Here is a 22,700-nt window from a genome sequence, read left to right as displayed (position 1 = left end):
CACCAAAATCATGGCCAAAGAACAAACGGACCGTACGACATTAGATCTGTTCGCACACGAGCGTCGCCCGGGACGACCCAAAACCAATCCGCTTTCGCGTGATGAACAGCTGCGCATTAATAAGCGTAACCAGCTAAAACGCGACAAAGTACGTGGCCTTAAGCGTGTCGAACTGAAACTCAACGCTGAGGCTGTCGATGCGCTGAACGAGCTGGCCGAATCCCGCAATATGAGCCGTAGCGAACTCATCGAAGAGATGCTGATGACTCAACTGGCAGCGCTGCGCGGCCAGGGCGTAGTCTGAAAAACTGCTCAATATCATAAATCATGTAGCACAGAGTGCAGTCCCGCGTGATTGCTGTTTCCGCATGCCTGACTGTTCTGCTATGATTGCCCTTATCTGCGGGCAATACGCCACCACCATTTCAATAAGTTTCAAGAGGTTATTTTACTCATGGCAATCACTGGCATCTTTTTCGGCAGCGACACCGGTAATACCGAAAATATCGCAAAAATGATTCAAAAACAGCTTGGTAAAGACGTTGCCGATGTGCATGACATTGCGAAAAGCAGCAAAGAGGACCTGGAAGGGTACGACATCCTGCTGCTGGGCATCCCGACCTGGTACTACGGTGAAGCGCAATGTGACTGGGATGACTTCTTCCCGACTCTCGAAGAGATTGATTTTAACGGTAAACTGGTGGCGCTGTTCGGCTGCGGCGACCAGGAAGATTACGCAGAATATTTCTGCGACGCGTTAGGCACCATCCGCGACATCATTGAGCCGCGCGGCGCGACCATCGTCGGCCACTGGCCAACGGCGGGCTACCATTTTGAAGCGTCCAAAGGTCTGGCTGACGACGATCACTTTGTTGGTCTGGCTATCGACGAAGACCGTCAGCCTGAACTGACCGCAGAGCGCGTTGAAAAATGGGTTAAACAGATTTCCGGCGAACTGCACCTCGACGAAATCATTAACGCCTGATTTTGTGCGGCGCAGAAAAGCATCTGCGTCGCATCAATAGATAAAACCAATTAAAATAATTGCTACAAATTTGTAACTTTCTTGCCTGACCCTGTACAATGTCCGGGTGTTATTCTGGTATTGCACAGTATGTTTGTTGGCGATACCTCGTTTTTATTAACAATATTTGCCGGAGGCTTGCAGTTTTCATTTAGGCGTGGCAGTTCTATAATGAAACGCATGATCTCAAGTGCAATTTCTGTCACTTCTTTGTTTGAAGTGAATCGTTTAGCAACAGGACAGATTCCGCATGACTGACAACAATACCGCATTAAAGAAGGCTGGCCTGAAAGTAACGCTTCCTCGTTTAAAAATTCTGGAAGTTCTTCAGGAACCGGATAACCATCACGTCAGTGCGGAAGATTTATATAAACGTCTGATCGACATGGGTGAAGAGATTGGGCTGGCGACTGTGTACCGCGTGCTGAACCAGTTTGATGACGCCGGTATCGTAACCCGCCACAATTTTGAAGGCGGTAAATCCGTTTTTGAGCTGACCCAACAGCATCATCACGATCACCTTATTTGCCTCGATTGTGGCAAAGTGATCGAATTCAGTGATGATTCTATCGAAGCGCGCCAGCGTGAGATTGCGGCTAAGCATGGCATTCGTTTGACGAACCACAGCCTCTATCTCTACGGCCACTGCGCTGAAGGCGATTGCCGGGAAGACGAGCACGCGCACGACGCGAAGTAATGTGAAACCTGCTAAAAAGCCAACCGACCGGTTGGCTTTTTTTATGCTTCCGAGCCGGTAGCGGCCTTAAAAAACGCAAACGGGCGGAGAGTTCTCTCCGCCCGCCATTAACCCGCCCTGCTTTTATTTGGCGCTATTTTTACTGCGAATTTCCTGCCAGATTTTATCGCAATCGGCGGTCACCGCCTGATCGTTCCCCGTACGCGTAGCCTGAATGCACTGCTGATAATCCAGCACGCGCACGCTCTCTTCTGTAGCAAACTGCTTGTGCTGGTCATCTTTCTTCAGCACGTTCAGTACACTCTGACAGGCCTCAATTTTCTCTGGCGAACCTTGCGCCGTATTGATGCAGGCGCTATATGCCTCTTTTAACTGACTGTCTTCTTTCGGCGCGGTTGGCTGCGCGCAGGCCACCAGTCCCGATGCCATCATGGCGATGAGTAACAGTTTTTTCATATCAGTGTCCTCAACGTTGCGGCAGACAAATCGCCTGCCGCAACGGGCATCAGAAAATAGTGAACGGAGCGATAACCATGAACTTCACGTCACGTTCATCCTGGAAGATGTTGCCGTAACCGCCGCCCCAGCTTGGGATGTTGGAGTGGTTGTCATATTCCGTGAAATGCAGTTTAAACATGGTGCCTTTGGCACGGCCTTCCTGTAGGGTGTAGACCGCATCAAGGCTGTAAGAAGACTCTTCAATGGTACGGTTTTTGTCATAGTACGCATCCGGGGTAATCTGCCAGGTTGATGGCTTCGCGTCCCAGGCGTAAACGTATGACGCCCCCACTGCCCAGCCCGGCAGGTTCCAGTTTTTCAGATCGTACATCGCACCGAAGAAGACGGCTTTTTCGCCGTTGGCGTTAAAGTCTGAGCGGTTATCCCACCAGATATCCAGACGACCGTTTGAGGATGCGTAAGTTGGCGTCATACGTTGCAGGAAGTAACCTTGTTGACCGTCCGCCTTAACCCAGGTCCCTTCCAGGCGCAAATCGACGACTTCGGCCACTTTGTAACCGAAAGTCAGCGCCTGCAACCAGGCGGTGCCGTCATAAATATCGTTTACGCTGCGATCATCAACTTTGTCGCGCGCACCATAGAACTGATAGCTGGTGGTGAACGGGTTGCCGCCCAAATCAAATTTGTAGCTGGCTTTGGCAAAATACTGGTCGACATACCCTTCTGACTGACCAAATGCCGCTTCCAGCACGAGGTCATTTTTGAAATCGTATTTAGCGCCGATAGAGTGGAGGTAATCCACTTTGGTCTTTTTATCGGCCTGATAGAATTTATCAACATCGGTGTGCCACGGCGCTTTATATTGGTTGGCCCACATATAGGAGAAACTCAGCGCGCCCGCATCACCGTAGTCAAAATTCGCTCCGGCTTCCGCGCCCTGATAAGTACCCGGCATAAAGCTCCAGTGCGGCGCTAACAGCGTCTGACCGGTCGGCTGGATATACCCCGCACGCGCCCAGGTTGGCCCGTACTTAAATTTTGCCGCGGCTTTATAGAGGCTGATCCCGCTCTTATCGCCAGAATAATCTTCATCGTAACCTTTATTCTTTTTCGAGAAGGCGATTTCGTTGGGGTGTCCGCTGTCGCCGTTTTCCGCCATTTCTATCGCGGTAAATGCCGCGATATCCAGACCGAACATATCAGCCGCATAACCAGACTGGAAATCCAGGTTGGCGTTCCAGGTCGCGTGTGAAAGGTTGGTTTTATATTTGTCATCGTCGGTGACATCTTTACGGTCACGCTCACGCTGCCAGTAATAGATGCCGCCTGTTAACGTGGAATCGTCAATAAAGCCTTCGGCCTGAGCCTGTGGAACGACGACCAAACCTGACATTGCTGTGATACCGGCGATAGCCAGCGCCAGCGTACTACGTTTGCCACTAAACGTACGCATGTGTTAATCCTCTTTGACGTATAAAATGCTGCCGAACAAAAGCGGACAGCGAAAAATAAAAATGTAAAAGTAGCGTTGAGAAAAACCTCGCAGACTACAGTGAATAGACTATTTTTCGCGACGCGAATTATCAATCTCTTTCTGTAACGAGAATGTAAGAGTATGAGCAACCGCACATATTTCATTGCTTTCTGTTACATTTTCATCAGGCGCTAAAAAAGATGAACAAAAGTTAAAATTGTCTTGTTTTCCATGCACATGAAATCGGTTTCACATGAAATGATATTCATTCCATAAATTCACTATGCCAAAACTATTTTGTTGCGAAATTATTTTCCCGACGGCATTAATTCGCTCTGCAAACAGAGAGCGGGATGACAAAATGGAAAGGATAAAAAAACGCCGCAAAATGCGGCGTTGGAAGGTGATGTGATGCGGTGGCTTTACTCGCCCGCTTTAGCCCACGTATCGCGCAGACCTACGGTACGGTTAAACACGCGTTTATCCGCCGTTGTGTAGCGGCTGTCCAGGCAGAAGTAGCCTTCACGCTCAAACTGATACGCCTTACCCGCTACGGCGTTCTGCAACGACGGTTCCGCGTAACTCTGCTTAATTACCAGCGATTCAGGGTTGATCACGGACAGGAAGTCCTCTGCGGCGCCCGGGTTCGGCACGCTGAACAGACGATCGTACAGACGAATTTCAACCGGCAGCGCGTGTGCCGCGCTTACCCAGTGAATGACGCCCTTCACTTTACGGCCATCGGCCGGATCTTTGCTCAGGGTGTCCGCATCATAGGTACAGAAGATGGTGGTGATATTGCCTCCCGCATCCTTCTCCACGCGCTCAGCTTTCACCACATAGGCGTTACGCAGACGCACTTCTTTCCCCATCACCAGACGCTTGTACTGCTTGTTCGCTTCTTCGCGGAAGTCAGCACGATCGATCCAAATCTCACCGCTAAACGGTACTTCACGGCTGCCCATTTCCGGTTTGTTCGGATGGTTCGGCATGGTGACCATTTCGCTTTCGCCCTGCGGGTAGTTTTCGATAACCAGTTTCACCGGATCGATAACCGCCATCGCGCGCGGTGCGTTTTCGTTCAGATCTTCACGAATGCAGGACTCCAGCGACGCCATCTCAATGGTGTTGTCCTGCTTGGTAACGCCGATGCGTTTGCAGAATTCACGGATGGAGGCCGCGGTATAGCCACGACGACGCAGGCCAGAAATGGTCGGCATACGCGGATCGTCCCAGCCTTCAACGTGTTTGTCCGTCACCAGCAGGTTCAGCTTACGCTTGGACATCACGGTGTATTCCAGATTCAGGCGCGAGAATTCGTACTGACGCGGGTGAACCGGGATGGTGATGTTGTCCAGCACCCAGTCGTACAGACGACGGTTGTCCTGGAATTCCAGCGTACACAGAGAGTGCGTAATGCCTTCCAGCGCATCGCTGATACAGTGAGTAAAGTCGTACATCGGGTAGATGCACCACTTGTTGCCGGTCTGGTGGTGTTCAGCAAATTTAATGCGGTACAGCACCGGATCGCGCATCACGATAAACGGCGACGCCATATCAATTTTGGCGCGCAGGCACGCTTTACCTTCTTCAAAACCACCGGTACGCATTTTTTCAAACAGCGCCAGGTTCTCTTCCACGCTGCGATCGCGGAACGGGCTGTTTTTACCCGGCTCTTTCAGCGTACCGCGATATTCGCGGATCTGATCCGGCGTCAGCTCATCGACGTACGCCAGACCTTTGGTGATCAGTTCAACCGCATACGCATGCAGCTGATCGAAGTAATCTGAGGAGTAGCAAACGTTGCCAGCCCAGTGAAAACCTAACCACTCGACGTCGTTTTTGATCGAATCAACGTACTCGATATCTTCTTTTACCGGGTTGGTATCATCGAAACGCAGGTTGCACAGGCCCTGATAATCTTGCGCGATGCCAAAGTTCAGACAGATGGATTTCGCATGGCCGATGTGCAGATAGCCATTCGGCTCCGGCGGAAAACGGGTGTGGATTGTGGTGTGCTTACCACTGGCCAGATCTTCATCGATGATCTGACGAATAAAGTTAGTCGGGCGGGCTTCAGCCTCACTCATCGTGGATTCCTCAAAGCGTAAACAACGTATAACGGCATATGATCTTATAAGCCGGACAGACTGACAACCTTTAGTTACTTAAAAAGTGGCTTTGAAGAAAATATGGGGGCTGATTGCTGTAAAAAAAAGCGACGGCGCTTTGCCGGATGACGGCTACGCCTTATCCGGCCTACAAACTGCTACAAACTGCGTCGAACCGTAGGCCTGATAAGCGCAGCGCCATCAGGCGCATTTGCCGGATAGCAGCTATACCTTATCCGGCCTACAAACTGCATCGAACCGTAGGCCTGATAAGCGCAGCGCCATCAGGCGCATTTGCCGGATGGCAGCTATACTTTATCCGGCCTACAGGCTGCAAAAAAAGCGGCGGAGGTTTCCCCCCGTCGCTCAGGCACAAACTCTACTCAGGAGCGATTATTTGCCTTTAATCTCATACAGTGGCGTTTGACCTGCAACCACCTGACCTTCAGCTTTAATCACCAGACCGCTGAAATCGTCAATGTTGCTGCAAACCACCGGGCTAATCATCGAGCGCGCATTGGCGTTCAGGAACTCCAGATCCATTTCCAGGATCGGCTGACCGGCAACCACTTCGGCACCCTCTTCCACCAGGCGTTTGAAGCCCTGACCGTTCAGCGCAACGGTATCGATCCCCATGTGGACAACGATTTCCGCGCCTTTTTCAGTTTCCAGGCAGAACGCATGATTAGTGTTGAAGATTTTCACAATGGTGCCTGCCGCCGGGGAAACAACGGTTTTATCCGTTGGTTTCACCGCCACGCCGTCGCCAACCGCTTTGCTGGCGAACGCTTCGTCAGGAACCTGTTCCAGCGCAACCACGTCACCCGTGACTGGAGAAACCAGCGTCGCGATAGTCACCGCATTAGGAACCGCCTGCGGTTTTGCCGCCGGCGCCGCAGTCACTGGCGCGCTGTCAGCAGATGCTGCCGCAACCGGGCCACGCGCCACCACTTTCTTCATTTCGTCGCCGATAGATTCCGCTTTCGCGCCGACGATAACCTGGATGGTCTGTTTGTTCAGTTTCACCACGCCGGACGCACCAAGACGTTTACACATCGCATCGCTCACGCGAGCCGCGTCGGCAACGGTCAGACGCAGACGGGTGATGCAGGCATCGATCGCTTTCAGGTTATCCGTACCGCCAACCGCAGCAATGTAGTTGGTCGCCAGTTGGGTCATACCTTCTTCAGTGTTGCTGTTCGCTTCGTCAGTCACGATATCGTCGTCTTTATCTTCACGACCTGGCGTTTTCAGGTTGAACACGCGAATTACCGCGCTGAACAGCAGGAAGTAGATGACGAAGAAGACCGCGCCCATCACCAGCAGCATCCAGACGTTTTTGCTGGCCGCAGGCAGGCTATACATCAACACGTAGTCAATTGCGCCTGCGGAGAAGGAGAAGCCCGCATGAATACCCAGCAGCGTCGCGATGAACAGGCTGATACCGGTCAATATTGCGTGCAGGAGGTACAGCAACGGCGCCAGGAACATGAACAGGAATTCCAGCGGCTCAGTAACACCGGTCAGGAACGCGGTGATCGCAACGGACAGCAACATACCGCCAACCATTGGACGACGCGCTTTCGGCGCAGCGAAGTACATCGCCAGCGCCGCACCCGGCAGACCGAACATCATGATCGGGAAGAAGCCGGACATGAACATCCCCGCCGTGCCGTCACCCGCGTAGAAGCGGTTGATGTCGCCGTGGAATACCGTACCTGCCGTGTTAGTGAACTCGCCAATCTGGAACCAGGCGATAGTGTTCAGCACCTGATGCAGACCTGTCGGGATCAACAGACGGTTGATGAAACCGAAGATACCGGAGCCCAGCGCGCCCGCGCCGACGATCCATTCACCGCCCGCATGAATAGCGTGCTGAACCGGAGGCCAGACGTAACCGAAAATCGCCGCCAGCACCAGACAGAAGAAGCCCGTGGCGATCGGCACAAAACGTTTGCCGCCAAAGAAGCTCAGGAAATCAGGAAGTTTGATACCGGACCAACGGTTATAAACGGCGCCGCCCACCAGACCGGTAATGATACCCGCCAGGACGCCCATGTTGATTTCCGGGTTAATCGTCACCATCGCTTTGGTCAGGACGAAGTACCCGACCGCACCCGCCAACGCTGCTGCACCCGCGCTGTCCTTAGACCAGCTGGATGCCACACCGATGGCGAAGATCAGTGCGAGGTTATCGAAGATCGCCCCGCCCGCCTGCGCGATAAAGGCGACATTCAGTAAATCTGGTTGACCGAATCGCAGCAACAGTGCCGCCACCGGCAGCACTGCGATAGGGAGCTGTAACGCCCTACCCAGTCGCTGGAAAAAACCTAAAATATTCATCTTATTCCCCCTACGAGACCCCGATTAGGCTTCTGGAAGCCATTTTTTTATTGTGCGACAAATCGTTAAAGCGTGATGTTTGGCAACAACGGTATGAATTATTCATCTACGCTCAGAGTGTGTGAAAAATTAATTCGTATCGCAAATTAAACGCGTGTTTTTTGTGATTTGAATCACCAAATATCGTTATTCACCCTCCCTTATACTGGCTAACTGCGAAAACTTATTTTATCATTCAAAAAATCAACACGGATTAGCGCCTGTCCATACGAATCCAGGTTACGCTTACTAACGTACAGATGCTCAATCCGCCAATTTATTACTTTTACTTTTGAGGTGAAGAATGAGACTGATCCCCCTGACGTCCGCTGAACAGGTCGGCAAATGGGCTGCTCGCCATATCGTTAACCGTATTAACGCCTTCAAACCTACCGCCGATCGCCCGTTCGTCCTGGGCCTGCCGACCGGCGGCACGCCGCTGACGGCGTATAAAGCATTAGTCGAAATGCACAAAGCGGGCCAGGTCAGCTTTAAGCATGTGGTGACATTCAACATGGACGAATATGTTGGCCTTCCGAAAGAACACCCGGAAAGCTACCACAGCTTCATGCACCGCAATTTCTTCGATCACGTTGATATTCCGGCAGAAAATATTAACCTGCTCAACGGTAACGCGCCGGATATCGATGCGGAATGCCGTAATTATGAAGAAAAAATCCGTTCTTACGGTAAAATTCACCTGTTTATGGGCGGCGTAGGTAACGACGGCCATATCGCGTTTAACGAACCGGCTTCTTCCCTGGCTTCCCGTACGCGTATCAAAACGCTGACCCATGACACCCGCGTGGCAAACTCCCGCTTCTTTGACGGCGACGTCAACCAGGTGCCGAAATATGCGCTGACCGTAGGCGTGGGTACGCTGCTGGACGCAGAAGAAGTGATGATCCTGGTGCTGGGCCATCAGAAAGCGCAGGCGCTACAGGCGGCTGTCGAAGGCAACGTCAACCACATGTGGACCATTAGCTGTCTGCAACTGCATCCGAAAGCGGTCGTGGTGTGCGACGAACCTTCCACTATGGAACTGAAGGTTAAGACACTGAAATATTTCAACGAGTTAGAAGCCGAAAATATTAAAGGTCTGTAATGTTATCTCCGCCCTGCACGCAGACGCAGGGCGGCATTTTTTGAAATCGGGGGTCGGAATGTATGCTTTAACCCAGGGCCGGATTTTTACCGGTCACGAAATTCTTGATGACCATGCGATTGTTGTCGCCAATGGCCTGATTGATCGCATCTGTCCAATGGCGGAACTGCCGCCAGAGATAGAACAACGCGCGTTGAATGGGGCCATTCTCTCCCCCGGTTTTATTGATGTGCAATTAAACGGCTGCGGCGGCGTCCAGTTCAACGATACCGCTGACGCGGTGACTGTCGAAACGCTGGAAATCATGCAGAAAGCCAATGAGAAATCAGGCTGCACCAGCTACCTGCCGACGCTGATTACCACCAGCGACGATCTGATGAAACAGGGCATTCGCGTCATGCGTGAATACCTGGCGAAATACCCGAATCAGGCATTAGGTCTTCATCTTGAAGGTCCGTGGCTGAACCTGGTCAAAAAAGGCACCCATAATCCGAGTTTTGTCCGCCAACCTGACGCTGCGCTGGTGGACTTCCTGTGCGATAATGCCGATGTGATCACCAAAGTCACGCTGGCGCCGGAAATGGTGCCGGCGGAAGTGATCGCCAAACTGACGGCGGCGGGCATTGTGGTTTCAGCCGGTCACTCCAATGCGACGTTAAAAGAGGCGAAAGCCGGTTTCCGCGCAGGGATCACCTTTGCCACCCACCTGTTCAACGCGATGCCGTATATTACGGGCCGTGAACCGGGTCTGGCGGGCGCCATTCTTGACGATGCCGATATTTATTGCGGCATCATCGCGGATGGTCTGCATGTTGATTACGTCAACATTCGTAACGCTAAACGTCTGAAAGGTGACAAACTTTGCCTGGTGACCGATGCAACCGCCCCGGCGGGTGCAAACATTGAACAGTTCATTTTTGCTGGTAAAACAATATACTACCGTAATGGACTGTGTGTGGATGAGAACGGTACGCTGAGCGGATCATCATTAACCATGATCGAAGGCGTGCGTAATCTGGTTGAACATTGCGGTATTGCGCTGGATGAAGTGCTGCGTATGGCGACGCTCTACCCTGCGCGCGCGATTGGCGTCGATAAGCAGCTCGGCAGCCTCGCGCCGGGTAAAGTTGCGAACCTGACCGCCTTCACCCACGACTTTAAAATCATCAAGACCATCGTTAATGGTAACGAGGTCGTTACTGAGTAAGAGAAAGTATGACACCAGGCGGACAAGCTCAAATAGGTAATGTTGATCTCGTAAAACAGCTTAACAGCGCGGCCGTTTACCGCCTGATTGACCAGCACGGGCCAATCTCGCGTATTCAGATTGCCGAGCAAAGCCAGCTTGCTCCCGCCAGCGTAACCAAAATTACGCGTCAACTCATTGAACGCGGGCTGATCAAAGAAGTTGATCAGCAGGCCTCCACCGGGGGCCGCCGCGCCATCTCCATCGTTACCGAAACCCGTAATTTCCATGCCATTGGCGTGCGTTTGGGTCGTCATGACGCAACCATTACCCTGTTTGACCTGAGCAGTAAAGTGCTGGCTGAAGAGCACTATCCATTGCCAGAGCGCACTCAGGAGACGCTGGAACATGCCCTGCTCAATGCCATCACCACGTTCATCGACAGTAACCAGCGTAAACTTCGCGAGTTAATCGCGATTTCCGTGATCCTGCCGGGTCTTGTCGATCCCGAAAGCGGCGTGATCCGCTATATGCCGCATATTCAGGTTGAAAACTGGGGATTAGTTGAAGCGCTGGAAAAACGCTTTCACGTAACCTGTTTTGTCGGTCACGATATCCGCAGTCTGGCGCTGGCCGAGCACTATTTCGGTGCAAGCCAGGATTGCGAAGATTCCATTCTGGTGCGCGTACACCGAGGGACTGGCGCCGGGATTATCTCAAATGGCCGCATTTTTATTGGTCGCAACGGCAACGTCGGGGAGATCGGCCATATTCAGGTCGAGCCGCTGGGCGAGCGCTGTCACTGCGGCAATTTTGGCTGTCTGGAAACCATCGCCGCCAACGCGGCCATTGAACAACGCGTACAGCACTTACTCAAGCAGGGCTACCAAAGTCGCGTTACGCTGGACGACTGCACGATTAAAACCATCTGCAAGGCAGCCAATAAAGGTGACAGCTTAGCGGCAGAGGTGATTGAACACGTTGGTCGTCATCTGGGCAAAACCATCGCTATCGCTATCAACCTGTTTAATCCGCAAAAAATCGTGATTGCCGGTGAAATTACCGAAGCGGATAAAGTGCTGCTGCCGGCGATCGAAAGCTGCATCAACACACAGGCGCTGAAAGCGTTTCGCAAAAATTTGCCGGTTGTCCGTTCCACGCTGGATCACCGCTCCGCCATCGGCGCATTTGCGCTGGTGAAACGCGCCATGCTCAACGGCATTTTGTTGCAACATTTGCTGGAAAATTAATGAGCTTTTATAGTGGCGCATTATGACTAAATCCTTTGGGTAGTTCATGACCATCAAGAATGTAATTTGTGATATTGACGGCGTGCTGATGCACGACAATGTTGCCGTACCCGGTGCGGCAGAATTTCTGACGGATGTAATGGAAAAAGGTCTGCCGCTGGTGCTGCTGACCAATTACCCTTCGCAGACCGGCCAGGATCTGGCGAACCGCTTTGCTACCGCAGGGGTTAACGTACCGGACAGCGTTTTTTATACTTCCGCGATGGCCACCGCCGATTTCCTGCGTCGTCAGGAAGGCAAGAAAGCCTATGTGGTCGGTGAAGGCGCACTAATTCACGAATTGTATAAAGCAGGTTTTACCATTACTGACGTCAATCCCGATTTTGTGATTGTCGGCGAGACCCGCTCCTATAACTGGGACATGATGCATAAAGCGGCCTTCTTCGTCGCCAACGGCGCCCGTTTCATCGCCACCAACCCCGATACCCACGGTCGTGGTTTCTATCCGGCCTGCGGCGCGCTCTGCGCAGGTATTGAAAAAATCTCTGGCCGTAAGCCTTTTTACGTCGGTAAACCCAGCCCGTGGATTATCCGCGCCGCGTTAAACAAAATGCAGGCGCACTCTGAAGAGACCGTTATCGTCGGCGACAATCTGCGCACCGATATTCTGGCGGGATTCCAGGCCGGTCTGGAAACCATTCTGGTGCTCTCTGGCGTCTCAACGCTCAACGATATCGACGACATGCCGTTCAGACCAAGCTGGATTTATCCTTCCGTCGCCGAAATCGACGTTATCTAAACGCCCCCCTGCCTGATGGCGCTGCGCTTATCAGGCCTACAATATTGTTCTGTTCGAATCGTAGGCCTGATAAAAAACATCGTTTAATAAAATCGCCATAAAATTATCGATTCATCAATAAACACGCTCATTACGTAATCTTTTTTCATCATTCAACAACTGCCATTGCATTTTTTGCTTTCATCACGCCAAATCTCTTGCGAACCCTGCGGCTTTGCGGCATTTTCATAAACAAGCAAACACAAAAAAGCACCACGCAACGGGTTAATGGAGAAGGTTATGTGTTCTATTTTTGGCGTATTCGATATCAAAACAGACGCGGTTGAGCTGCGTAAAAAAGCCCTTGAGCTGTCACGTTTGATGCGCCATCGCGGCCCTGACTGGTCCGGTATTTACGCCTGCGATAACGCGATTCTGGCACACGAGCGTCTGTCTATTGTCGACGTCAACGCCGGTGCGCAGCCGCTGTACAACGAAAAGAAAACACATGTGCTGGCCGTTAACGGTGAAATTTATAACCACCAGGCATTACGCGCGGAATATGGCGATCGCTATCAGTTCCAGACCGGGTCTGACTGTGAAGTGATCCTCGCGCTGTACCAGGAAAAAGGGGTGGAATTTCTCGACGACCTACAGGGTATGTTCGCCTTTGCGCTGTACGACAGCGAACAGGATGCCTGGCTGATTGGTCGCGACCACATCGGGATCATCCCGCTTTATATGGGTCATGACGAACACGGCAACTTTTATGTCGCCTCTGAAATGAAGGCGCTGGTGCCAGTCTGCCGCACGATTAAAGAGTTCCCGGCAGGCAGCTACCTGTGGAGCAAAGACGGTGAGATTCGTCAGTATTACCAGCGCGACTGGTTCGAGTTCGACGCAGTAAAAGACAACGAAACGGACAAAAACGTGTTGCGCCAGGCGCTGGAAGAGTCCGTCAAAAGCCACCTGATGTCAGACGTGCCATACGGCGTATTGCTCTCGGGCGGCCTGGATTCCTCTATCATTTCCGCCATCACCAAGAAATTCGCCGCACGCCGCGTGGAAGATCAGGAACGTTCGGAAGCCTGGTGGCCTCAGTTGCACTCCTTTGCTGTCGGTCTGGAAGGCTCCCCGGATCTGAAAGCCGCGCAGGAAGTGGCAAACCATCTCGGCACCGTGCATCACGAAATTCACTTCACCGTGCAGGAAGGTCTGGATGCGATTCGCGACGTGATTTACCACATCGAAACTTACGATGTCACCACCATTCGCGCCTCGACGCCGATGTATTTAATGTCGCGTAAAATCAAAGCGATGGGAATCAAAATGGTGCTGTCCGGCGAAGGTTCCGATGAAGTGTTCGGCGGCTATCTCTACTTCCATAAAGCGCCAAACGCCAAAGAACTGCACGAAGAGACCGTGCGTAAGCTACAGGCGCTGCATATGTTTGACTGCGCTCGCGCCAACAAAGCGATGTCTGCCTGGGGCGTCGAAGCCCGCGTCCCGTTCCTGGATAAGAAATTCCTTGATGTGGCGATGCGCATCAACCCGGAAGACAAAATGTGCGGCAACGGCAAAATGGAGAAACATATCCTGCGTGAATGTTTTGAATCCTACCTGCCCGCAAGCGTGGCATGGCGTCAAAAAGAGCAGTTCTCTGACGGCGTCGGCTACAGCTGGATCGACACGCTGAAAGAGGTCGCGGCAGAGCAAATTTCCGACCAGCAACTGGAAACCGCCCGCTTCCGTTTCCCGTACAACACGCCATCTTCTAAAGAAGCGTACCTGTACCGTGAAATCTTCGAAGAGTTGTTCCCGGTACCCAGCGCGGCAGAATGTGTGCCAGGCGGCCCGTCCGTCGCCTGTTCTTCTGCGAAGGCCATCGAATGGGATGAGGCGTTCAAAACGATGGACGATCCATCAGGCCGCGCCGTCGGCGTACACCAGTCCGCTTATAAATAAGTTATCGTGTTAAAAAGAGTCCTGCGGGGCTCTTTTTTTACGCCGTTTTTTCACCGCAAAAAACGATTAATAACCAATAATTGCCGAATATTGCGTCACGCTGTTCGCAACCTAACCAAACAGTCACATTCCGGCCATTTTCAATGAAAAAGAGGTTGACGCTTCAAGGCTCAATACGCATAATGCGCCCCGCAACGCCGATAAGGTAACGCGAAAAAAGATGGCTACGTAGCTCAGTTGGTTAGAGCACATCACTCATAATGATGGGGTCACAGGTTCGAATCCCGTCGTAGCCACCATCTTTTTTGCGGGAGTGGCGAAATTGGTAGACGCACCAGATTTAGGTTCTGGCGCCGCAAGGTGTGCGAGTTCAAGTCTCGCCTCCCGCACCATTCACCAGTACGCGTTGCACGGATGGGGTATCGCCAAGCGGTAAGGCACCGGTTTTTGATACCGGCATTCCCTGGTTCGAATCCAGGTACCCCAGCCATATTTCTTCGAGTTTGCGGATTGCCGCGACGGTCATTGGGGTATCGCCAAGCGGTAAGGCACCGGTTTTTGATACCGGCATTCCCTGGTTCGAATCCAGGTACCCCAGCCATCGAAGAAAACAATCTGGCTACGTAGCTCAGTTGGTTAGAGCACATCACTCATAATGATGGGGTCACAGGTTCGAATCCCGTCGTAGCCACCAAATTCTTGGGGTATCGCCAAGCGGTAAGGCACCGGATTCTGATTCCGGCATTCCGAGGTTCGAATCCTCGTACCCCAGCCAAATTTGAAAGACGTTCGGATAATGAACGCAAAAACCCAACCATTGGGGTATCGCCAAGCGGTAAGGCACCGGATTCTGATTCCGGCATTCCGAGGTTCGAATCCTCGTACCCCAGCCACATTAAAAAAGCTCGCTTCGGCGAGCTTTTTGCTTTTCTGCCCGGCGCGCCGGGGGGCGGTGTTGGCCTGATAAGCGCAACGCTATCAGGCACAGAATATCCTACAACCCTAACGCATACTTCAGGGCCTGACGTTTCAACACGCCTGCGCGCTCTGCCGCCATCAATCCAATATTACGCATAATGCGCAGCGGCTGAAGATTATTGCTGAAACCGGCATAGAACAGATCCATCCCGCTTTGCATAATGAAGTTATCCGCCATGCGGCGCGTCTGATAGCGTTTCAGCACCTGGTGACTGGCCCAGACTTCGCCATGACTGCGGGCGCTGATCAACACATCCAGCAGCGCATCCACATCACGATACCCCAGGTTTACCCCCTGACCGGCTAATGGATGAATGGTATGCGCCGCATCCCCCACCAGCGCCAGACCAGGCTGTACGTATTGCAACGCATGGCGGCGCGTCAGCGGAAAAGCGCCTGCCGCAACCGGTGTGACCGCCCCCAGACGCGACGGAAAATGTTGCATAATTTCCGCCTGCAACTGCGGCATACTCAGGTTTTGCAACTGGCGAATACGCGCCGGTGAGTCATACCACACCAGCGATGCCCAGTTGTCGAACAACGGTAAAAAGGCCCGTGGGCCGTCTGGCGTAAATTGCTGCCAGGTGCTGTCACCGGGATCGCTCTCACACTGTACGGTAATCAGCATACAGGACTGAGCATACTGCCAGGCATGAATGCCAATCCCCGCCAGCTGTCGTACCTGCGAGTTCGCACCGTCAGCGCCGATCACCAGTTTTGCGGTAAGACGCTCGCCATCCGCCAGCTCCAGCTCATGTCGATCATTGTGGCGATGCAACGCAATCAGTGAAGCAGGCGCGCGCAGCGTCACTTTCGGGTGCGCATCCAGCACCTGCCACAGCGCCTGTTGCAGCACGATATTCTCAACCATATAGCCAAGCAGCGGTAACTTAAGCTCGGCGGCGTCAAACACCACATGGGCGTTTTCCCACTCCCAGGTTTCCAGACGACGGTACGGATGGCTGCGCATCCCCTGCACCGCATCCCAGACGCCCAGGCCTTTAAGCAGCGACACCGACGCCGCACTGATCGCTGAAATACGCACATCAGGCTGGCTGTCGGCCACAAACGGCGCAGGCTCAGCATGTTCAATCACCGTGACGGTAAATCCATGCTGCGCCAGTCCCAGCGCCAGCGCGCCACCGACCATCCCCCCGCCAACAATGGCAATTTCCGTTGGTTGATTTGTCATGGTCACTCATCCTGTTACGTTGATAAGACAAGTTTACAGGATTTTTTACCTCTAAGGGCTGATAAGCGTCATACTGGTCACAACCGCGCCAAAGCATTACACTATGCGCCCTGCAATTCAGCCACTATTTCGCAAGAGCAAGTCGATGACCAAAAAACTCCATATTAAAACCTGGGGCTGTCAGATGAACGAGTACGATTCATCGAAGATGGCCGATCTGCTGGATGCTACCCACGGGTATCAACTGACCGAGGTCGCGGAAGAAGCGGATGTGCTGCTGCTGAATACCTGCTCAATCCGCGAGAAAGCTCAGGAAAAAGTCTTCCATCAATTAGGCCGCTGGAAGCTCTTAAAAGAGAAGAACCCGGACCTGATTATCGGCGTCGGCGGTTGCGTGGCCTCCCAGGAAGGCGACCACATCCGTCAACGTGCGCACTATGTCGATATTATTTTTGGCCCGCAAACGCTGCACCGCTTACCGGAAATGATCAACTCCGTTCGTGGCGACCGCAGCCCGGTGGTGGACATCAGCTTCCCGGAAATCGAGAAGTTCGACCGCCTGCCGGAACCGCGTGCGGAAGGCCCGACCGCGTTTGTCTCCATCATGGAAGGGTGTAATAAATACTGCACGTACTGTGTGGTGCCGTATACCCGTGGTGAAGAGGTCAGCCGTCCGTCTGACGACATCCTGTTTGAGATCGCCCAGCTTGCCGCTCAGGGCGTGCGTGAAGTCAACCTGCTCGGTCAGAACGTTAACGCCTGGCGCGGTGAAAACTACGACGGTACCACCGGCTCCTTTGCCGACCTGCTACGTCTGGTTGCCGCCATCGACGGGATCGATCGCATCCGCTTCACCACCAGCCACCCGATCGAGTTCACCGACGACATCATCGAAGTTTACCGTGATACGCCGGAACTGGTGAGCTTCCTGCACCTGCCGGTACAGAGCGGCGCGGATCGCGTACTGAATCTGATGGGGCGTACCCACACGGCGCTGGAGTACAAAGCGATCATCCGTAAACTGCGCGCGGCGCGCCCGGATATTCAAATTAGCTCGGACTTCATCGTTGGTTTCCCGGGCGAAACGACTCAGGACTTCGAACAGACCATGAAGCTGATTGCCGACGTCAATTTCGACATGAGCTACAGCTTTATCTTCTCGGCGCGTCCGGGAACACCGGCGGCCGATATGGTTGACGATGTGCCGGAAGAAGAGAAAAAGCAGCGTCTGTATATTCTACAGGAGCGTATTAACCAGCAGGCGATGGCCTGGAGCCGTCGGATGCTCGGCACCGTCCAGCGTATTCTGGTGGAAGGCACCTCGCGTAAGAGCATTATGGAACTGTCAGGCCGTACCGAAAATAACCGCGTGGTGAACTTTGAAGGCACCCCGGAGATGATCGGTAAGTTTGTGGATGTGGAAATCACCGATGTCTACACCAACTCTCTGCGCGGCAAGGTTGTACGCACCGAAGATGAGATGGGGCTGCGCGTGGCTGAAACGCCGGAGTCAGTCATTGCCCGTACCCGTAAAGAAAACGAGATTGGCGTCGGTTTTTACCAGCCTTAATCCTGCTGAAAAGCGAAAAAATGCCCGATGGCGCTGCACTTATCGGGCCTACGGCACAATATGGTTCGTAGGCCGGATAAGGCACTTGTGCCGCCATCCGGCAAATAACAGACAGGCCTTGTAATTCCCCCCTACGCCCCCATCTTCATTGCAATGCTTGCGCCTTTATCCTGTGGCGTGAATAATTTCCTTATCTGCCGGTGAATTTTCATTTTCCGGCAACTCAGGCATAAGAGGAACAGTTTGAACATAGACACTCGCGAAATTACCCTTGAGCCCGCAGACAACGCCCGTCTGTTGAGCCTTTGCGGCCCGTTTGACGACAACATCAAACAACTGGAACGCCGTCTCGGCATCGAGATCAACCGTCGTGACAATCACTTTAAGCTGACCGGTCGCCCGATTTGCGTCACCGCCGCGGTAGATATCCTGCGCAGCCTGTACGTCGATACCGCCCCGATGCGCGGTCAGATTCAGGACATCGAGCCGGAACAAATCCACCTTGCGATTAAAGAAGCGCGCGTGCTGGAACAAAGCGCGGAGAGCGTTCCTGACTATGGCAAGGCGATAAATATTAAAACCAAGCGTGGCGTGATTAAGCCGCGCACGCCGAATCAGGCGCAGTACATCGCCAACATTCTCGATCACGACATTACTTTCGGCGTTGGCCCTGCCGGTACGGGGAAAACTTACCTCGCCGTTGCCGCCGCCGTGGACGCTCTTGAGCGTCAGGAAATTCGTCGTATTCTGCTAACCCGTCCGGCAGTGGAAGCCGGGGAAAAACTGGGCTTTCTGCCAGGCGACCTGAGCCAGAAGGTAGACCCGTATCTTCGCCCGCTGTATGACGCGCTGTTTGAGATGCTCGGCTTCGAGAAAGTAGAAAAGCTGATTGAGCGCAACGTCATTGAAGTCGCGCCGCTGGCCTATATGCGCGGTCGTACGCTGAACGACGCCTTTATTATTCTCGATGAGAGCCAGAACACCACCATCGAACAGATGAAGATGTTCCTGACGCGTATCGGCTTTAATTCGAAAGCGGTTATTACCGGCGACGTCACGCAGATTGACCTGCCGCGCAACACGAAGTCTGGCCTGCGCCATGCGATAGAAGTGCTGGCGGAAGTCGAAGAGATCAGCTTTAACTTTTTCCACAGCGAAGACGTGGTGCGCCATCCGGTGGTTGCCCGTATCGTTAACGCCTATGAAGCCTGGGAAGAAGCGGAGCAAAAACGCAAGGCAGCGCTGGCGGCAGAACGCAAGCGTGAAGCGCAGGAGCAGGAACAAAAATGAGTCAGGTGATCCTCGATTTACAACTGGCATGTGAAGACCATTCCGACCTGCCGGAAGAGAGCCAGTTTCAGACGTGGCTGAATGCGGTGATCCCACAGTTTCAGGAAGAATCAGAAGTGACGATTCGCCTGGTGGATGAAGCCGAAAGCCACGATCTTAACCTGACCTACCGCGGGAAAGATAAGCCAACCAACGTGCTCTCTTTCCCGTTTGAAGCGCCGCCAGGTATGGAGATGCCGCTGCTGGGCGATCTGATCATCTGCCGCCAGGTGGTGGAGCAAGAAGCGAAAGAGCAAGATAAGCCGATGGAGGCCCACTGGGCGCATATGGTCGTGCACGGCAGCCTGCATTTGCTGGGCTACGACCATATCGAAGATGATGAAGCGGAAGAGATGGAAGCCCTCGAAACAGAGATTATGCTTGCTCTGGGCTATGAGGACCCGTACATTTCCGAGAAAGACTAAGTACGATGAACAAACATGCCGTCAGCCGTTAAGTATATGCATGACGAGCGACCTATTAACCAACATGAGAACCCATACGACGCCATGAGCGACGACAATTCACACAGTAGTGACACGTTAAACAGCAAAAAGGGATTTTTTTCCCTGTTACTGAGCCAACTTTTCCACGGTGAACCCAAAAACCGTGACGAACTGCTGGCGCTGATCCGTGATTCCGGGCAGAACGACCTTATCGATGAAGATACGCGCGATATGCTCGAAGGGGTGATGGACATTGCGGACCAGCGCGTTCGCGACATCATGATCCCCCGCTCCCAGATGATTACCCTGAAACGCAACCAGACGCTGGATGAGTGCCTTGATGTCATCATTGAGTCAGCACACTCGCGTTTCCCGGTCATCAGCGAAGACAAAGATCACATTGAAGGGATTCTGATGGCGAAGGATCTGCTGCCGTTTATGCGCAGCGATGCCGAAGCCTTCAGCATGGAAAAAGTGTTACGCCAGGCCGTTGTTGTCCCGGAGAGTAAGCGCGTTGACCGCATGCTCAAAGAGTTCCGTTCCCAGCGTTACCATATGGCGATCGTTATCGACGAGTTTGGCGGGGTGTCGGGTCTGGTGACCATTGAAGACATTCTCGAACTGATCGTGGGTGAAATTGAAGACGAGTATGATGAAGAAGACGATATCGACTTCCGTCAGCTCAGTCGCCACACCTGGACCATTCGCGCTCTCGCACCGATTGAAGACTTCAACGAAGCCTTCGGCACCAGCTTCAGCGATGAAGAGGTCGATACCATTGGCGGTCTGGTGATGCAGGCGTTCGGTCATCTGCCTGCGCGCGGTGAGACCATTGACATTGATGGTTACCAGTTCAAAGTCGCTATGGCCGACAGCCGTCGTATTATTCAGGTTCATGTCAGAATACCGGATGACTCGCCCCAGCCTAAACTGGACGAATAAAACCAAAAGTGGACTAAAGACTAAATGGCATTTGCCTCACTGATTGAACGCCAGCGCATTCGCCTGCTGCTGGCGTTATTATTCGGCGCCTGCGGAACGCTGGCTTTTTCTCCGTATGACGTCTGGCCCGCCGCGCTTATCTCGCTTATGGGCCTACAGGCGTTAACCTTACACCGCCGCCCGCTCCAGTCGGCTGCTATCGGCTACTTCTGGGGGCTGGGACTCTTTGGCTCCGGCATCAACTGGGTCTACGTTAGTATCGCGCAGTTCGGCGGTATGCCCGGCCCGATAAACGTCTTCCTTGTGGTGCTGCTTGCCGCATACCTTTCCCTCTACACGGGCCTGTTTGCCGGTATTCTGTCGCGTCTGTGGCCGAAAACCACCTGGCTGCGCGTGGCGATCGCCGCCCCCGTAGTCTGGCAAATCACCGAGTTTCTGCGTGGCTGGGTACTAACCGGCTTCCCATGGCTACAGTTCGGCTATAGCCAGATTGACGGCCCGCTAAAAGGACTGGCGCCGGTGATGGGCGTTGAGGCCATCAACTTCCTGCTGATGATGGTCAGCGGCCTGCTGGTGCTGGCGGCAGTCACCCGCAACTGGCGTCCTCTGGTCGTCGCGCTGGTGTTATTTGCCCTGCCCTTCCCGCTGCGTTACATCCAGTGGTATACGCTGGAGCCGGAAAAAACCACGCAGGTCTCGCTGGTTCAGGGCGACATTCCCCAATCGCTGAAGTGGGATGAGAGTCAGCTTATCAATACGCTGAAAATCTATCTCGACGCCACCCAGCCGGAAATGGGGAAATCGCAACTGATTATCTGGCCAGAGTCCGCCATTCCCGATCTGGAGATTAATCAGCAGCGTTTTCTGGGCATGATGGACGATCTGCTGAAATCCAAAAACAGCACGTTGATTACCGGCATCGTCGATGCGCGTCTGAACAAGCAGAACCGCTACGACACCTACAACACGATTATCACGCTGGGTAAAGACAGCCCGTACAGCTACGATTCCAGCAATCGCTACAACAAAAACCACCTGGTGCCGTTTGGCGAGTTCGTGCCGCTGGAGTCGATTCTGCGCCCGTTAGCGCCGTTCTTTGACCTGCCGATGTCCTCATTCAGCCGTGGGCCGTACATACAGCCACAGCTGCATGCGCATGGCTTTAAACTGACAGCGGCGATTTGCTACGAAATCATTCTGGGTGAACAGGTTCGGGACAATTTCCGCCCGGACACTGACTATCTGCTGACCATCTCTAACGACGCCTGGTTCGGAAAATCTATCGGCCCGTGGCAGCACTTCCAGATGGCGAGAATGCGTTCTCTGGAGCTGGCGCGCCCGCTGTTGCGCAGCACCAACAACGGCATTACGGCAGTCATTGGCCCGCAGGGTGAAATTCAGGCGATGATCCCGCAGTTTACCCGCGACGTGTTGACCACCCACGTTACGCCAACCCGTGGTTTAACGCCTTATGCCCGTACCGGCAACTGGCCGTTATGGTTGCTCACCGCGCTGATAGGCTTTGGCGCCGTGGTGATGAGCCTGCGTCAGCGTCGTAAATAATCTCCCTTATTACCGGATAAGACGCAATGCGTCTTATCCGGCCTGGCTATATCCCTCCATTCTGGCACGCCTATTGCTTTGTTAAACAAGGTAAACCTTGTTTTGGCTATATGTGCAACCTGGTCGCACCAATATCGATCATCGGTAGCACCCAAACAGTGCAATGAAAGATTTTTGCCTCTAAACGGTGCGGCGCACTTCGCAAAAATAAACAATAAAGCAGCAAAATCTTTACATTCAGCCAAACTA

18 protein-coding genes and 7 tRNA genes are annotated in these 22,700 nt (G+C 53.1%); 20 read left to right on the top strand and 5 right to left on the bottom strand.

Annotation, left to right across the window (positions count from 1 at the left end; translation table 11 throughout):
- The first annotated feature begins 10 nt into the window (after positions 1-10).
- From ybfE to fur, 3 genes are all read left to right on the top strand, one after another.
- Positions 11-304, top strand: coding sequence for a LexA regulated protein (ybfE, locus tag OGX81_RS05465; protein ID WP_012133315.1), 294 nt, complete (start codon positions 11-13; stop codon positions 302-304).
- Between the two features lie 150 nt (positions 305-454).
- On the top strand, positions 455-985 hold the full coding sequence (gene fldA / locus OGX81_RS05460; protein ID WP_047458152.1) for a flavodoxin FldA: 531 nt from the start codon (positions 455-457) through the stop codon (positions 983-985).
- A gap of 289 nt (positions 986-1,274) precedes the next feature.
- On the top strand, positions 1,275-1,721 hold the full coding sequence (gene fur, locus OGX81_RS05455; protein ID WP_007373881.1) for a ferric iron uptake transcriptional regulator: 447 nt from the start codon (positions 1,275-1,277) through the stop codon (positions 1,719-1,721).
- Between the two features lie 123 nt (positions 1,722-1,844).
- On the opposite strand, the gene chiQ is transcribed toward fur, so the two are convergent.
- The 4 genes from chiQ to nagE form a co-directional block, all read right to left on the bottom strand.
- Entirely contained in the window at positions 1,845-2,177 is a 333-nt protein-coding gene (gene chiQ, locus OGX81_RS05450) for a ChiQ/YbfN family lipoprotein (RefSeq protein WP_047458156.1), read from the bottom strand.
- 49 nt (positions 2,178-2,226) lie between these two features.
- The gene (gene chiP, locus OGX81_RS05445; RefSeq protein WP_012133319.1) at positions 2,227-3,633 is read right to left on the bottom strand and encodes a chitoporin ChiP; all 1,407 of its coding nucleotides are present in this window, start codon (positions 3,631-3,633) and stop codon (positions 2,227-2,229) included.
- Between the two features lie 443 nt (positions 3,634-4,076).
- Positions 4,077-5,744: a glutamine--tRNA ligase gene (gene glnS, locus OGX81_RS05440; RefSeq protein WP_286487531.1), complete on the bottom strand. Its 1,668-nt coding sequence runs from the start codon at positions 5,742-5,744 to the stop codon at positions 4,077-4,079.
- A gap of 414 nt (positions 5,745-6,158) precedes the next feature.
- The gene (gene nagE / locus OGX81_RS05435; RefSeq protein ID WP_012133325.1) at positions 6,159-8,108 is read right to left on the bottom strand and encodes a PTS N-acetyl glucosamine transporter subunit IIABC; all 1,950 of its coding nucleotides are present in this window, start codon (positions 8,106-8,108) and stop codon (positions 6,159-6,161) included.
- Positions 8,109-8,451: 343 nt separating this feature from the next.
- On the opposite strand from nagE, the gene nagB reads away from it, so the two are divergent.
- The 12 genes from nagB to OGX81_RS05375 all read left to right on the top strand — a co-directional run bounded on the left by nagB (position 8,452) and on the right by OGX81_RS05375 (position 15,324).
- Complete coding sequence (nagB, locus tag OGX81_RS05430) at positions 8,452-9,252, top strand: glucosamine-6-phosphate deaminase (RefSeq protein WP_012133326.1); 801 nt, start codon at positions 8,452-8,454, stop codon at positions 9,250-9,252.
- A 58-nt stretch (positions 9,253-9,310) separates the two neighbouring features.
- On the top strand, positions 9,311-10,459 hold the full coding sequence (gene nagA, locus OGX81_RS05425) for an N-acetylglucosamine-6-phosphate deacetylase (protein ID WP_104868924.1): 1,149 nt from the start codon (positions 9,311-9,313) through the stop codon (positions 10,457-10,459).
- An 8-nt stretch (positions 10,460-10,467) separates the two neighbouring features.
- Positions 10,468-11,688 (top strand): DNA-binding transcriptional regulator NagC, encoded by a 1,221-nt coding sequence (gene nagC, locus OGX81_RS05420; RefSeq protein WP_058668765.1) that lies wholly within the window; start codon positions 10,468-10,470, stop codon positions 11,686-11,688.
- A 46-nt stretch (positions 11,689-11,734) separates the two neighbouring features.
- A complete protein-coding gene (gene nagD, locus OGX81_RS05415) occupies positions 11,735-12,487 on the top strand; it encodes a ribonucleotide monophosphatase NagD (protein WP_012133329.1) in 753 nt (250 codons plus the stop codon).
- Between the two features lie 279 nt (positions 12,488-12,766).
- On the top strand, positions 12,767-14,431 hold the full coding sequence (asnB, locus tag OGX81_RS05410; RefSeq protein WP_047458165.1) for an asparagine synthase B: 1,665 nt from the start codon (positions 12,767-12,769) through the stop codon (positions 14,429-14,431).
- 222 nt (positions 14,432-14,653) lie between these two features.
- A tRNA-Met gene (locus OGX81_RS05405) sits at positions 14,654-14,730 on the top strand.
- Between the two features lie 8 nt (positions 14,731-14,738).
- Positions 14,739-14,823, top strand: a tRNA-Leu gene (locus OGX81_RS05400).
- Between the two features lie 23 nt (positions 14,824-14,846).
- Positions 14,847-14,921, top strand: a tRNA-Gln gene (locus OGX81_RS05395).
- 36 nt (positions 14,922-14,957) lie between these two features.
- Positions 14,958-15,032, top strand: a tRNA-Gln gene (locus OGX81_RS05390).
- A gap of 16 nt (positions 15,033-15,048) precedes the next feature.
- Positions 15,049-15,125 (top strand) — tRNA-Met (locus OGX81_RS05385).
- Between the two features lie 6 nt (positions 15,126-15,131).
- Positions 15,132-15,206 (top strand) — tRNA-Gln (locus tag OGX81_RS05380).
- Positions 15,207-15,249: 43 nt separating this feature from the next.
- A tRNA-Gln gene (locus OGX81_RS05375) sits at positions 15,250-15,324 on the top strand.
- Between the two features lie 101 nt (positions 15,325-15,425).
- Here the strand turns inward: OGX81_RS05375 and ubiF are convergent.
- Positions 15,426-16,601, bottom strand: a complete 1,176-nt coding sequence (gene ubiF / locus OGX81_RS05370) for a 3-demethoxyubiquinol 3-hydroxylase (RefSeq protein ID WP_104868925.1) — start codon at positions 16,599-16,601, stop codon at positions 15,426-15,428.
- 145 nt (positions 16,602-16,746) lie between these two features.
- On the opposite strand from ubiF, the gene miaB reads away from it, so the two are divergent.
- From miaB to lnt, 5 genes are all read left to right on the top strand, one after another.
- Positions 16,747-18,171, top strand: a complete 1,425-nt coding sequence (gene miaB / locus OGX81_RS05365) for a tRNA (N6-isopentenyl adenosine(37)-C2)-methylthiotransferase MiaB (protein ID WP_024130541.1) — start codon at positions 16,747-16,749, stop codon at positions 18,169-18,171.
- A gap of 243 nt (positions 18,172-18,414) precedes the next feature.
- Positions 18,415-19,461, top strand: coding sequence for a PhoH family protein (locus OGX81_RS05360; protein WP_012133334.1), 1,047 nt, complete (start codon positions 18,415-18,417; stop codon positions 19,459-19,461).
- On the top strand, positions 19,458-19,925 hold the full coding sequence (gene ybeY / locus OGX81_RS05355; protein WP_104868926.1) for an rRNA maturation RNase YbeY: 468 nt from the start codon (positions 19,458-19,460) through the stop codon (positions 19,923-19,925). The genes OGX81_RS05360 and ybeY overlap by 4 nt, the downstream gene beginning before the upstream one ends.
- Before the next feature lie 84 nt (positions 19,926-20,009).
- Complete coding sequence (gene corC, locus OGX81_RS05350; RefSeq protein ID WP_024130542.1) at positions 20,010-20,888, top strand: CNNM family magnesium/cobalt transport protein CorC; 879 nt, start codon at positions 20,010-20,012, stop codon at positions 20,886-20,888.
- A gap of 24 nt (positions 20,889-20,912) precedes the next feature.
- The gene (gene lnt / locus OGX81_RS05345; RefSeq protein WP_104868927.1) at positions 20,913-22,451 is read left to right on the top strand and encodes an apolipoprotein N-acyltransferase; all 1,539 of its coding nucleotides are present in this window, start codon (positions 20,913-20,915) and stop codon (positions 22,449-22,451) included.
- Positions 22,452-22,700: the final 249 nt, after the last annotated feature.

The sequence above is a fragment of the Citrobacter sp. CK206 genome (assembly GCF_030333125.1).
Classification (GTDB): Bacteria; Pseudomonadota; Gammaproteobacteria; order Enterobacterales; family Enterobacteriaceae; genus Citrobacter_B; species Citrobacter_B koseri.
This window is presented reverse-complemented; position numbering and strand designations above follow the sequence as displayed.

What these genes read in the sequence shown, in the direction of transcription:
- nagD (WP_012133329.1), top strand. Translation starts at nt 11,735, where the DNA reads ATGACCATCAAGAATGTAATTTGTGATATTGACGGCGTGCTGATGCAC.
- nagB (WP_012133326.1), top strand. Translation starts at nt 8,452, where the DNA reads ATGAGACTGATCCCCCTGACGTCCGCTGAACAGGTCGGCAAATGGGCT.
- nagC (WP_058668765.1), top strand. Translation starts at nt 10,468, where the DNA reads ATGACACCAGGCGGACAAGCTCAAATAGGTAATGTTGATCTCGTAAAA.
- fur (WP_007373881.1), top strand. Translation starts at nt 1,275, where the DNA reads ATGACTGACAACAATACCGCATTAAAGAAGGCTGGCCTGAAAGTAACG.
- nagA (WP_104868924.1), top strand. Translation starts at nt 9,311, where the DNA reads ATGTATGCTTTAACCCAGGGCCGGATTTTTACCGGTCACGAAATTCTT.
- ybfE (WP_012133315.1), top strand. Translation starts at nt 11, where the DNA reads ATGGCCAAAGAACAAACGGACCGTACGACATTAGATCTGTTCGCACAC.
- ubiF (WP_104868925.1), bottom strand. Translation starts at nt 16,601, where the DNA reads ATGACAAATCAACCAACGGAAATTGCCATTGTTGGCGGGGGGATGGTC.
- fldA (WP_047458152.1), top strand. Translation starts at nt 455, where the DNA reads ATGGCAATCACTGGCATCTTTTTCGGCAGCGACACCGGTAATACCGAA.
- chiQ (WP_047458156.1), bottom strand. Translation starts at nt 2,177, where the DNA reads ATGAAAAAACTGTTACTCATCGCCATGATGGCATCGGGACTGGTGGCC.
- lnt (WP_104868927.1), top strand. Translation starts at nt 20,913, where the DNA reads ATGGCATTTGCCTCACTGATTGAACGCCAGCGCATTCGCCTGCTGCTG.
- ybeY (WP_104868926.1), top strand. Translation starts at nt 19,458, where the DNA reads ATGAGTCAGGTGATCCTCGATTTACAACTGGCATGTGAAGACCATTCC.
- nagE (WP_012133325.1), bottom strand. Translation starts at nt 8,108, where the DNA reads ATGAATATTTTAGGTTTTTTCCAGCGACTGGGTAGGGCGTTACAGCTC.
- corC (WP_024130542.1), top strand. Translation starts at nt 20,010, where the DNA reads ATGAGCGACGACAATTCACACAGTAGTGACACGTTAAACAGCAAAAAG.
- asnB (WP_047458165.1), top strand. Translation starts at nt 12,767, where the DNA reads ATGTGTTCTATTTTTGGCGTATTCGATATCAAAACAGACGCGGTTGAG.
- chiP (WP_012133319.1), bottom strand. Translation starts at nt 3,633, where the DNA reads ATGCGTACGTTTAGTGGCAAACGTAGTACGCTGGCGCTGGCTATCGCC.
- glnS (WP_286487531.1), bottom strand. Translation starts at nt 5,744, where the DNA reads ATGAGTGAGGCTGAAGCCCGCCCGACTAACTTTATTCGTCAGATCATC.
- miaB (WP_024130541.1), top strand. Translation starts at nt 16,747, where the DNA reads ATGACCAAAAAACTCCATATTAAAACCTGGGGCTGTCAGATGAACGAG.